Source organism: Streptomyces viridochromogenes (genome assembly GCF_001270495.1).
Taxonomy (GTDB): Bacteria; Actinomycetota; Actinomycetes; order Streptomycetales; family Streptomycetaceae; genus Streptomyces; species Streptomyces viridochromogenes_A.
This window is the reverse complement of the sequence record NZ_LGUR01000117.1, coordinates 163,034-174,450: the sequence shown is the minus strand read 5'-3', so window position 1 is coordinate 174,450 and position 11,417 is coordinate 163,034. Positions and strand designations below refer to the sequence as shown.

11 protein-coding genes and 1 pseudogene are annotated in these 11,417 nt (G+C 72.3%); 10 read left to right on the top strand and 2 right to left on the bottom strand.

Going from position 1 to position 11,417, the window contains the following annotated elements:
* Nucleotides 1–25 precede the first annotated feature (25 nt).
* Nucleotides 26–787, bottom strand: coding sequence for a CDP-alcohol phosphatidyltransferase family protein (locus tag ADK36_RS12830; RefSeq protein WP_048579322.1), 762 nt, complete (start codon nucleotides 785–787; stop codon nucleotides 26–28).
* A gap of 108 nt (nucleotides 788–895) precedes the next feature.
* On the opposite strand from ADK36_RS12830, the gene ADK36_RS12825 reads away from it, so the two are divergent.
* From ADK36_RS12825 to ADK36_RS50115, 5 genes and pseudogenes are all read left to right on the top strand, one after another.
* Nucleotides 896–1,879: a zinc-dependent alcohol dehydrogenase gene (locus ADK36_RS12825; protein WP_053197511.1), complete on the top strand. Its 984-nt coding sequence runs from the start codon at nucleotides 896–898 to the stop codon at nucleotides 1,877–1,879.
* Nucleotides 1,880–2,029: 150 nt separating this feature from the next.
* On the top strand, nucleotides 2,030–2,428 hold the full coding sequence (locus ADK36_RS12820; protein WP_048579320.1) for a 6-pyruvoyl trahydropterin synthase family protein: 399 nt from the start codon (nucleotides 2,030–2,032) through the stop codon (nucleotides 2,426–2,428).
* A gap of 101 nt (nucleotides 2,429–2,529) precedes the next feature.
* Entirely contained in the window at nucleotides 2,530–3,672 is a 1,143-nt protein-coding gene (locus ADK36_RS12815; protein WP_107086863.1) for a glycosyltransferase family 4 protein, read from the top strand.
* Between the two features lie 155 nt (nucleotides 3,673–3,827).
* Nucleotides 3,828–4,772 (top strand): class I SAM-dependent methyltransferase, encoded by a 945-nt coding sequence (locus tag ADK36_RS12810; RefSeq protein ID WP_078916010.1) that lies wholly within the window; start codon nucleotides 3,828–3,830, stop codon nucleotides 4,770–4,772.
* Nucleotides 4,769–5,791: pseudogene (locus ADK36_RS50115) on the top strand (lysylphosphatidylglycerol synthase transmembrane domain-containing protein); the annotation flags it as partial. The gene ADK36_RS12810 and the pseudogene ADK36_RS50115, both read left to right, overlap by 4 nt.
* Nucleotides 5,792–5,889: 98 nt before the next feature.
* Here ADK36_RS50115 and ADK36_RS46145 read toward each other — a convergent pair.
* Nucleotides 5,890–6,675, bottom strand: a complete 786-nt coding sequence (locus ADK36_RS46145) for a creatininase family protein (protein ID WP_078916008.1) — start codon at nucleotides 6,673–6,675, stop codon at nucleotides 5,890–5,892.
* A 41-nt stretch (nucleotides 6,676–6,716) separates the two neighbouring features.
* On the opposite strand from ADK36_RS46145, the gene ribA reads away from it, so the two are divergent.
* The 5 genes from ribA to ADK36_RS12780 are packed head-to-tail and all read left to right on the top strand — an operon-like array spanning nucleotide 6,717 to nucleotide 11,407.
* The gene (ribA, locus tag ADK36_RS12800) at nucleotides 6,717–7,385 is read left to right on the top strand and encodes a GTP cyclohydrolase II (RefSeq protein WP_030054880.1); all 669 of its coding nucleotides are present in this window, start codon (nucleotides 6,717–6,719) and stop codon (nucleotides 7,383–7,385) included.
* 33 nt (nucleotides 7,386–7,418) lie between these two features.
* Nucleotides 7,419–8,051 carry a hypothetical protein gene (locus tag ADK36_RS12795; protein WP_053197509.1) on the top strand — a complete coding sequence of 211 codons (633 nt, stop codon included), beginning with the start codon at nucleotides 7,419–7,421 and terminating at the stop codon, nucleotides 8,049–8,051.
* On the top strand, nucleotides 8,048–9,193 hold the full coding sequence (locus ADK36_RS12790) for an NAD(P)/FAD-dependent oxidoreductase (RefSeq protein ID WP_048579317.1): 1,146 nt from the start codon (nucleotides 8,048–8,050) through the stop codon (nucleotides 9,191–9,193). Before ADK36_RS12795 ends, ADK36_RS12790 begins: the two co-directional genes overlap by 4 nt.
* Nucleotides 9,190–10,251 (top strand): saccharopine dehydrogenase, encoded by a 1,062-nt coding sequence (locus ADK36_RS12785; RefSeq protein WP_048579316.1) that lies wholly within the window; start codon nucleotides 9,190–9,192, stop codon nucleotides 10,249–10,251. Before ADK36_RS12790 ends, ADK36_RS12785 begins: the two co-directional genes overlap by 4 nt.
* Nucleotides 10,244–11,407, top strand: coding sequence for a saccharopine dehydrogenase family protein (locus tag ADK36_RS12780; RefSeq protein ID WP_048579315.1), 1,164 nt, complete (start codon nucleotides 10,244–10,246; stop codon nucleotides 11,405–11,407). Before ADK36_RS12785 ends, ADK36_RS12780 begins: the two co-directional genes overlap by 8 nt.
* The last annotated feature ends 10 nt before the right edge of the window (nucleotides 11,408–11,417 follow it).

The window sequence follows — 11,417 nt, the reverse complement described above, 5'->3', positions numbered from 1 at the left end:
CCGGTCAACCGCCGGAGGCACCCGCTCAGGACGCCACCAGCTCCCGCACCTCCGTCACACGCGCCCGCCGCCGCGGGCGCGAGGTCCGGTACAGCCACAGGATGTCCCGGCCGAACGACCAGACCAGCGCCGCCAGCGCCGCCGCGGTGACCGCGAACGTCGCCGCGTACGGGAAGAAGCCGGACGCGGCCAGCAGCAGGAACACGCCCTGCAACGCGGCGACCGTCTTGCGGGCCGTGCTCGGCGGGAGCGGGGCGTTGAGCCAGGGCCAGACGCGGGCGGCGGCGACGAAGCCGTAGCGCATGGCGCCGATCAGGAGAACCCACGGGCCCAGCGACATCGAGACGTACACGCTCAACACCAGGATCAGGAACGCGTCCACCTCCATGTCGAAGCGTGCGCCCAGGGCCGTCGACGTGCCGGTGCGGCGGGCCACCTTGCCGTCCACGCCGTCGAGGATCAGGGCCACCGCCGTGAGGCCGACGAACAGCGTCACCGGCGGTGAACTCTGGAAGGAGTCCGCCACCAGCGCCGTGACACCGCCCACCAGCGTCGCGCGGCCCAGGGTGACCCGGTTCGCCGGGCCGAAGGAACGCAGCCGGCTCCGGTGCAGGGCCAGCGAGAGCAGCGCCCAGGAGGCGATGGCGAAGACGAGGCCGGTGAGCAGGCCCGCCGGCCCCATACCGATCGCCGAACCGAGCAGGGCCAGCAACAGGATCTGCACGCCCGCTCCCACAGCGGTCTCCTGCTGGACCAGCCTTGCTTCGTACGTGTTGTTCAGGGCCACCGCACATTCCTCCGGCCAGATGACAGAGTCGATCAAGGCCGCGTACTGTGCGCGACCTGTGCACACCTCGGTACGTGAACAGCTTCCCGATCGTTCAGGAGGATTCCGATGAACCGCACCGCACGTGCGTTCTGGCTCAGCTCTCCGGGTGAAGGAGAGATCCGGGAGGTCACCCTGCCGGAACCGGGCGAGGGCGACGTCCTGGTGCGGTCGCTCTACTCGGGAGTCAGCCGGGGCACGGAGACGCTCGTGTTCCGGGGCGGGGTCCCGGAGAGCCAGTACGCGGCCATGCGGGCACCGTTCCAGGAGGGCGAGTTCCCCGCACCGGTGAAGTATGGGTACCTGAGTGTCGGCGTGGTGGAGGAGGGGCCGGACGAGCTCGTCGGGCGTACCGTCTTCTGCCTTCATCCGCATCAGACCCGGTACGTCGTCCCCGCGAGCGCCGTGACCGTCGTACCGGACACCGTGCCCGCCGAACGAGCCTTCCTGGCCGGCACCGTCGAGACCGCCGTCAACGCCCTCTGGGACGCGGCGCCCCTGGTCGGCGACCGGATCGCCGTGGTCGGCGGCGGCATGGTCGGCTGCTCGGTGGCCGCCCTGCTGGCCCGCTTTCCGGGCGTCCGGCTCCAGTTGGTCGACGCCGATCCGGGCCGGGCCGACATCGCCAAGGCCCTCGGTGCCGGCTTCGCCTCGCCCGAGGAGGCGCTCGGCGAGTGCGATCTGGTCGTCCACGCCAGCGCCACCGAACAGGGCCTCGCCCGGTCCCTCGAACTGCTCAGGGCCGAGGGCACCGTCCTCGAACTCAGCTGGTACGGCGACCGGCAGATCAGCCTGCCGCTCGGCGAGGCATTCCACTCCCGGCGGCTAGCCATCCGCAGCAGCCAGGTCGGCACCGTCTCCCCGGCCCGCAGCGCCAGCCGTACGTACGCCGACCGGCTCGCCCTCGCCCTCGACCTGCTCGCCGACCCGGCCCTGGACGCGCTCGTCACCGGGGAGAGCGCCTTCGAGGAACTGCCCGAGGTGATGCCGAAGCTCACCTCCGGGGAGATCCCGGCGCTCTGTCACCGCGTCAGGTACCCGGACACGCCCTGACGGACTCGTTCATTCCCGGACGACAAGAGCGCCTGACCTGAGAAAAGAGTGAGAGACGGCTGAACAAGGGGAAGCCAAGAGCCGTACTACACGGCATCCCCGGCGGCCATCAGCCGGGGACTAGGCGTACCGCACCTGGAGGGTCGTCCGTTGTTCAGCATCACCGTCCGCGATCACATCATGATCGCCCACAGCTTCCGCGGCGACGTCTTCGGGCCCGCGCAGCGCCTGCATGGAGCGACGTTCCTGGTGGACGCCACGTTCCGGCGCGAACAGCTGGACGACGACAACATCGTCGTCGACATCGGACTGGCCACGCAGGAGCTGGGCGCCGTCGTCGCTGAGCTGAACTACCGAAACCTCGACAACGAACCCGACTTCGCCGGTATCAACACCTCCACCGAGTTCCTGGCCAAGGTCATCGCCGACCGGCTCGCCGAGCGGATCGAGAAGGGCGCGCTGGGCGAGGGTGCCAAGGGTCTCGCGGGTCTCACCGTCACCCTGCACGAGTCGCATGTCGCCTGGGCGAGTTACGAGCGTGCGCTGTGACCGACGCGACCCTGGAGAAGAGGCCCCTGCACCAGCCGGGCCCGGAGAGCACAAGCAAGACGGACAAGACGGATAAGGCGGGGACCGTCAAGCTCGGCTATGTGCCGGTGCAGCACTCCGCCCTGAAGAACGCCGAGATCATCCCCATGTCCCTGCGCTCCGTGCACTTCGTGATGCCGGGCGGCGTCGACGACCCGACCGTGCCGAGCGGCGGCAACGCCTATGACCGGCGGGTGAGCCTGGACCTGCCCGGCTTCGGCTGGCAGGTGCACAAGCACGCGGTGGACGGCAGCTGGCCCCGGCCCGGGGCGGCGGCCCGTGCGGAACTGGCCCGTACGCTGCGGGAGTTCCCGGACGGCACGGTCGTCCTCCTCGACGCGCTGGTCGCCTGCGGCGTCCCCGAGATCATCATCCCGGAGGCGGAGCGGCTGCAGCTGGCGGTCCTCGTCCACCTGCCGCTCGGCGACGAGACGGGTCTTGAGCCCGCCGTCGCCGCGGAGCTGGACGCCCGGGAACGCACCGTGCTGCGGGCCGTCCCCGCGGTGATCGCCACCAGCGACTGGGCGGTCCGCCGCCTCGTCTCCCACCACGGCCTCGCCCCCGAACGGGTCCATGTCGCCGCCCCCGGCGCCGACATCGCGCCCCTCGCGTCCGGCACGGACGGCGTGTCCCGCCTGCTGTGCGTGGCCGCGGTGACGCCGCGCAAGGGACAGCACCGGCTGGTGGAGGCACTGGCGACGGTGACCGACCTGCCGTGGAGCTGTGTGTGCGTGGGCGGGCTGAACCAGGACCCCGAGTACGTGACCGAACTGCGGTCCCTGATCGCGCGGCACGGCCTGGAGAACCGGCTGATCCTGGCGGGCCCGCAGGCCGGGGCCGAACTCGACGCCAGCTACAACACCGCCGACCTCATGGTGCTCACCTCCTACGCCGAGACGTACGGCATGGCGGTGACGGAAGCCCTCGCGCGCGGGATCCCCGTACTGGCGACGGACGTCGGCGGACTGCCGGAGGCGGTCGGCCGGGCCCCCGACGGCGGCGTCCCCGGCATCCTCGTCCCGCCGGAGAACCCCGCCGCGATCGCCGCCGAACTGCGCGGCTGGTTCGGCGAGGCGGACGTACGACGCCGGCTGAAGGCGGCGGCCCGCGGACGCCGGGCCGCCCTGAACGGCTGGGCCGGCACGGCCCGCAGCCTGGCCGCGGTCCTGGGCCGGCTGCCGAACGAACCCCGGAGGGCGGCATGAGGAAGACGGCGACGACACAGACCGGGGGCACGATTCCGGCCCAGCCGGGACCGAGGGACGCGACGGACGGGTTGGGCGCGTCGGACGCGTCAGACGTGTCGGCTACGGCGCAGCCGCCCGGGCCGCAGAGCGGGATCGTTTCGGCGGAGGGTGAAATGAGCGGCGTATCCGTACCGGGGTCCGACACGGACGCCGTGATCCTCGGGGCCGGGCCCAGCTTCCGCCCCGGGGAGCGGGCCACCGTACGCCTCAGGGACGCCGGGTCCGACGACCCGCCCCGTTACGCCCCCGAGTGGCTGGAGCTGCGCGAAGGCGCCGATGCCACCGCGCGGGCCCACGACCTGCTCGACCCGCTGCGGATCCGGCTCGCCAACCTGCCGGGACGCGCCGGGCTGGTCATCCACGACGTGGGCTGCGGCACCGGCTCCATGGGCCGCTGGCTCGCGCCCCACCTCGACGGCGCCCAGCACTGGATCCTGCACGACCGCGACCCCTACCTCCTGCACTTCGCCGCGGTGGCCTCCCCGCGCTCCGGCGCCGACGGCAGCCGCGTCACCGTCGAGACACGCCGCGGCGACATCGGCCGGCTCACGCCGGACGCCCTCAACGGCGCCTCGCTGGTGACCGCCTCCGCGCTGCTCGACGTCCTCACCCGCGAGGAGGTCGGCACCCTCGCCGCCGCCTGTGCGGGCGCGGGCTGCCCGGCACTGCTGACGCTGTCCGTCGCCGGCCGCGTCGAACTCACCCCGTCCGACCCGCTGGACGCGGAGATCGCCGAGGCGTTCAACGCCCACCAGCGCCGCTCGGGCATGCTGGGCCCGGACGCGGTCACGGCGGCGGCCGAGGCGTTCGCCGAGCACGGCGCGACCGTACAGGTGCACCCCAGCCCCTGGCGGCTGGGCCCCGACGAGTCGGCGCTCACCGCCCAGTGGCTGCGCGGCTGGGTCGGCGCGGCCGTCGAGGAACGCCCCGAACTCCGCGAGCGCGCCGACCGCTATCTGTCCGAACGCCTCGCCGCCTGCCAGGCCGGTGAACTGCGCGTCGTGGTCCACCACAGCGATCTGCTCGCACTGTGTCGGCCGACGGGCGGAGCGTCATGAGCGTGGAGACGGTGGCAAGGGCACGCGTCACGCGGCCCGCGGCGGTACGTACGGCCGCGCCCGCCCGCCCGGAAGCCGTCGACCCCGACGCGCCACGCGCCGGCCGTCCCCGCCGCCCCCTCCGTGCCCTTCTGTCCCGCCTCAACACCCCCACCGTCCGCACCCACCTGGGCACGGCCGTCGGCGTCGCCATCCTCGGCGTGCTGTTCTGGCGGCTCGGTACCGGTGTCTTCCTCGACGGGCTGCGCCGGATCGACGCGACGGCGCTGGTCCTGGCGCTCGGGATCGGGGTCGCCACCACCGTGTTCAGCGCGTGGCGTTGGCAGCTCGTGGCCAGGGGGCTGCGGATCCGGCTGCCGCTCGGGCCGGCGGTCGCCGACTACTACCGCGCCCTGTTCCTCAACGCGGCCCTCCCGGGCGGTGTCCTCGGCGATGTGCACCGGGCGGTGCGGCACGGGCAGAGCGCCGGCGACATGGGGCGCGGTGTCCGCGCGGTCGTTCTGGAGCGGACGGCCGGTCAGGTCGCCCTCGCGGTCGTCGGCGCCGTCGTGCTGCTGACCATGCCGTCCCCCGTGCTGAACGAGGCCCGCGACCTCACCCCGCTCGTCCTGTTCGCGGCCGTGGGCGCGCTCGCCGTCGTGGCCGCCGTGCGCATGAACCGTGCGCCGTCCCGTCGTGACCGGACGAAACCGACCGCTCTGCGCACGACCCTCGGCGAGGCCCGCGAAGCCCTGCTGTCCCGCCGCAACGGCCCCGGGGTCGCCGTCTCCTCCGTCGTCGTCCTCGCCGGCCACCTCGCGATGTTCGTGCTCGCCGCGCGCATCGCCGGCTCCGCCGCCTCCGTGGCCGTCCTGCTGCCGCTCGCCGTCCTGGCCCTGCTCGCCATGGGCCTGCCCCTGAACGTCGGCGGCTTCGGCCCCCGGGAAGGCGTCACCGCCTGGGCGTTCGGGGCCGCGGGACTGGGCGCCGACACCGGCCTGGCCGTCGCCGTCGTGTACGGCGTCCTCAGTTTCGTGGCCGCCCTGCCCGGCGCGCTCGTCCTCGTCGCCCGCTGGTACACCGGCCTGCGCGCGGGTTCCGGGTCCGCCGTCACCATGGCGGACCCGGAACCCAGCCGCTATTTTGCGTCTCCCGTGTCCCGAACGGAATCGTCCGTGGAGGTCAGCAGTGCCACATACGTGCCGAAGGAATCCGCGAGGCTCGCCAGCAGCCGCTTCCCCTTTTCCGCGGAGCCCAGCGAAGGGCGGCCGATGACGCCCGAATCGGTATAGCCGGACATACCGAGGGTGAGCAGATGACGGCGGTCGTCCGATACGAAATCGGAAGTCTCATAACCGGGTCGGATCAATTCGGGATGAGTGTGCAGAAGGATGGAGGTCTCTATTTCCCCCGCGTGCATGTCGGTGAGCAGCGAGGTCTCCACCCCCGCCCGCTCCCGTGCCGTCTCCCAGTCCTCCGGGGCCGGGAACAGCGCCATCCGCTCGCCGCGCGCGGAGGACTCCTGAACGACGTTGCCCAGTACGTAGTTTCCGCCGTGCCCGTTGACCAGCACCAACGCGTCGACGCCCGAACGGCGGAGCGAAGCCGCTATGTCCCGTATCACCGCATGAAGGGTCACGGAGGAGATGCTGACGGTCCCCGGCCAGGCCGCGTGCTCGTGCGAGCAGGAGATCGTCACCGGCGGAAGGAGGTGCACCGGGTACGCCGTGGCTATCTCGCGCGCGACGGCGCAGGCCACGAGCGTGTCGGTCGCCAGCGGAAGGAACGCGCCGTGCTGCTCGAAGCTTCCGACGGGAAGGACCGCGACCTGCCGTGAAACGCCCGCTCCTCGCGTCCGTACGTCTTCGGTGGTGTCCGCCGGCACCAGCGAGTGTGCCGCCGGCCGCGTTTGTGAACCACTCATCTTTTCACGGCCTTTCGTCTCTGCTTAGGAACTGAAGAATCATGACAGAAAAAATTGGCGTACTCGGCAAGAAGTCCGGACAGCGGACGCAGCGTTCCGGCGTGGAACGCGTGGTGAATGCCCCCCTGCCCACCGTGTACGGGGAATTCCGCGCGGTCGGATACCTCGACCACGATCGCGGTGACGAGCAAGTGGCCCTGGTCTACGGCGAGATAGGCACGGACGACGTTCTCACCCGGCTGCACTCCGAGTGCCTGACCGGCGACGCCTTCGGTTCCCAGCACTGCGAGTGCGGTGACCAGCTCGCCTCCGCGCTACGTGCCGTCGTCGCCGAGGGCAGCGGCATCGTCGTCTACCTGCGGGGCCACGAGGGCCGCGGCATCGGTCTGCTCGGCAAGCTGCGGGCGATGGCCCTGCAGGCGGAGGGCCTGGACACCGTCGAGGCCAACCTCGCGCTCGGCCTGCCGGTGGACGCCCGCGACTACGGAGTCGCCGCCGAGATCCTGCACGACCTGGGGGTGAACAGCGTCCGCCTGATGTCGAACAACCCGCGCAAGCGCGAGGCGTTGGTGCGCCACGGCATCCAGGTGGCCGAGCAGGTCCCGCTGCTGATCCCGCCGTGCGAGAACAACATCACCTATCTGCGCACCAAGCGGGAGCGCCTCGACCACCACCTGCCCCATCTGGACGCGGTCGCGCACCTGTCCTGATTGCGGCCGGGCCCGTCCGGACAGGAAGGGGGAATGACCGACGACGTCCTCTTCCTCTCCGGAGACCAGGTGGCACACCTGCCCGACCTCGACGCGGCCGACCTGCCAGGGAAGAACACGCACCCGAGCCGCTCCGACGACAGCGTGGTCTTCGCGTATCCGTCCCGGCTGTCGGCGGACACCGGGGCCGTCGCGAAGATCGGCAGCGTCAACCCGGGCAACGCGGCGTCGGGCCTGCCCACCGTCCACGCCGTCATCACCGTGCTCGACCCGGTCACCGGGCGCCTGGCCGCGGTCATGGACGGCACGGCCGTCACGACGCCGCGCGCGGCCGTCGGCAGCGCGGTGGCTGGCTCCCGGGTGCTCGGTGGTCAGAGTGGGGTCGTTCGAGCCGGGCCGGTGATGGACGCCCTCGGCGCGGGGTTGCTGACACCCGACGGTCTGGTCGGGCTGGGAGCCGTACTCACCGGCCGGCGCCCCGCCCGGACGGCACCCGGCGAAATCGTCTACTACGGCCGGGAAGGTGGGTCAGTGACCACACGCAAGGGCATCGGGGCCGGCGGGGCAGAGCGCCGGCGCATCGCGACCGTCGGCGTCCGGGCCGGCCTCCGGGAGTGGCCCGGCGACGGAGCCGCGGTGGAGCCGGCCGAGGAGGTGCGGCCGTGAACACCCATGCGAGCGTCGTCGTCATCGGCGGCGGTGTGATGGGCACCAGCATCGCCTACCACCTCGCCCGGGCGGGCGTACGGGACGTCGTCCTGGTCGAGCGGGACGAGCTCGCGTCCGGGTCCACGTCCAAGGCGGCCGGCGGGGTGCGGGCGCAGTTCTCCGACGAGCTCAACGTGCGGCTGGGGGCGCGGAGTCTGGAGGCGTTCGGGCGGTTCGAGGAGGAGACCGGCTACGACATCGGGCTGCACCGGGTCGGCTATCTGTTCCTCCTCTCGACTCCGGAGGAGGTCGCCGGCTTCGAGGCGGGCGTCCGGCTCCAGAACTCCCTCGGCGTGCCGAGCCGGATGATCGACCCCGCCGAGGCGCGCAGGTTGTCCCCGCTGATCAGCACCGACGGACTGCTGGCGGCCGCGTACTCCCCGGACGACGGCCACTGCACCCCCGAATCCGTCGTCCACGGCTACGCGTCCGCCGCCCGCCAGTACGGGGCGCGGATCTTACGCCACAACGACGTCACCGGCATCGAACTGCACGGAGACCGGATCACCGCCGTCACGACGACCCTCGGCCGCATCGCCACCGACACGGTGATCTGCGCGGCCGGCCCCTGGTCGCGGGCGGTCGGCGCGATGGCCGGCGTGGACCTGCCCGTGGTGCCGCTGCGCCGCCAGATCGCGGTCACCGAACCCGTCGCCGGACTGCCGCCGCGCCTGCCCATGACCATCGACTTCACCACCAGCCTCTACTTCCACACCGAGGGCCCCGGACTCCTCCTCGGCATGTCCGACCCCGACGAGCGTCCCGGCTTCGCCACCGACACCCACGACCGCTGGATCCCCCGCCTCACCGAGGCCATGGAACGCCGCGCACCCGCCCTGCTCGACCTGCGCCGCACGGGAGGATGGGCGGGCCTGTACGAGGTCACGCCGGACCACAACGCCCTGATCGGCGAGGCGACTTCGGTCTCCCGCTTCCTCTACGCGACCGGCTTCTCCGGCCACGGCTTTCTGCAGGGCCCGGCCGTCGGCGAGGTCGTCCGCGACTTGTACCTCGGCCGCGTACCCTTCGTGGACGTCACCCCCTTGAGCGCCGGCCGGTTCGCGGCCGACGCCCAGCGCCCGGAGGCCAACCGCGTATGACCGATCTCCACCTGTGGCTGCGCCACGAGGTCCGTTCCACGGAGCGACGCACCCCGATCGTGCCGTCCGACGCACGGCGGCTCGTCGAGAGCGGGGTGACGCTCACCGTCGAGGAGTCCCCGCAGCGGATCTTCCCCGTCGAGGAGTACGAGGCCGTCGGCTGCCGGGTCGTCCCCGCCGGGTCGTGGGTGTCGGCGCCCGGGCAGGCCGTCGTCATCGGACTCAAGGAACTCCCGGAGCAGCCGGGCGAACTCACCCACCGGCACATCTTCTTCGGGCACGCCTACAAGCAACAGCCCGGCGCCGAGGACCTGCTCCGGCGCTTCGCGGCGGGCGGTGGGGCACTCCTCGACCTGGAGTACCTGGTGGACGACGACGGCCGGCGCCTCGCCGCGTTCGGCTTCTGGGCCGGCTACCTCGGTGCCGCCCTGGCCGTCCTCCAGCACCGCGGGAAGCTCGTCGCACCGCTGACGCCCACGACGAAGGAAGAACTGGACGAGACCCTCCAACCGGGCCCCGATGACGAGGAGTTCACCGCGCTCGTGATCGGCGCCCTGGGGCGCAGCGGCCGGGGAGCGCGCCTCGCGTTCCTGACCGCAGGGGTCGAGGCCACCCCCTGGGACCTCGCCGAGACCCGGGAAGTGGACCGGCCGGCTCTGCTGGCGCACGACGTGACGGTGAACGCCGTCCTCGCCACCACCCCCGTCCCGCCCTTCCTCCGCGAGCAGGACCTCGACGACCCGGCCCGCCGACTGCGCACCCTCTGCGACGTCACCGTCGACGTCGGTTCCCCCCTGAACGTCCTGCCGGTCTACGACCGCACCACCGACTGGACCGATCCCGTCCGCCGGTTGCGCAAGGAACCCCCGCTCGACCTGATCGCCATCGACAACCTGCCCTCCCTGCTGCCCCGCGAGTCCAGCACCGACTTCTCCGCGGCGCTGCTGCCTCAGCTGCTGGACTTCGAGACGGGCGGCCCCTGGGGGCGCTGTCTGGAACGGTTCCACCACACCTGCCGTGAACTCGGCGTCGCGGAAGGGGAGTTCCGTCATGCCTGACCGCCCCGCGCGGCTTCCCGCGAGCGGCACCGTCCACTGGGTCGGCGCCGGACTGTCCACGGGCAGCGGCCTGGCCCGGCTGTGCGACACGGCCGACCGGGTACGGCTGTGGCACCGTACCGAGGAGCGCGCCGCCGACGCCCTGGCCGGACTGGGCCTCACCGGACGCGCCGAGCCCCGCGCCTACACGCTTCCCGCGCTCACCGCCGAACTGGCGCCCGGCGACATCGTCGTATCGATGCTGCCCGCACCGGAGCACGCCGGGATCCTGGCGGCCTGCGTCCGGCAGGAGGCGCACTTCGCCTGCTCCAGCTATGTGTCGGACGCCGTTCTCGGACAGGTGCCCGCGGCCGCGGCGGCCGGGCTCGTCGTCCTCACCGAAGCCGGCCTCGACCCGGGCATCGACCACCTCTTCGCCCACTGCCTCGTCGGCCGTGCCCGGGAGGCCGTCGGTGACGACACGGCGGCCTCGTACAGCCTCACCTCGTACTGCGGCGGTGTCCCCGCCGTCCCGAACGACTTCAGGTACCGCTTCAGCTGGGCGCCCGCCGGCGTGCTCAACGCCCTGCGCTCACCGGCCCGTTACATCCGGGACGGCGCCGAGACCGTCGCCGAGCGGCCGTGGGAGGCGACGCGGCGGCATGTCGTCGACGGTGAGGCCTTCGAGGTCTACCCCAACCGCGACAGCGTTCCGTTCGTCGAGCAGTACGGGCTGCCGGACACATGGAAGCCGCAGGCCTTTGTGCGCGGCACCCTGCGCCTGGCGGGCTGGCTGCGCGCCTGGGACGCCGTCTTCGAGGAACTGAAGGCCGGTGACGATGCCCGAATCGCCGCACTGGCAGGCGAGTTGGCGGCCACCTACCCCACGACGGACGCCGACCGCGATCGTGTCGTCCTCGCCGTGTCGCTGGACGTGCGCGGCGGGGGCGGGCGGACGTGGTCCGGCAGTTACCTGCTCGACCTGGTGGGGGACGCGGAGGAGAGCGCGATGGCCCGCTGCGTCTCCCGTCCCCTCGCCCTGGGCGTCCGCCACATCCTGGACGGCTCCCTGCCGGCGGGCCTGAACCGCGCCGCCGGGACGGCGGCCCGCTCGGAGGAGTGGTTGCGTGAACTCGCCCTGGAAGGAGTGGAGTTCACCTTGCGCGTGGACCAGTGACCGGCAGCGT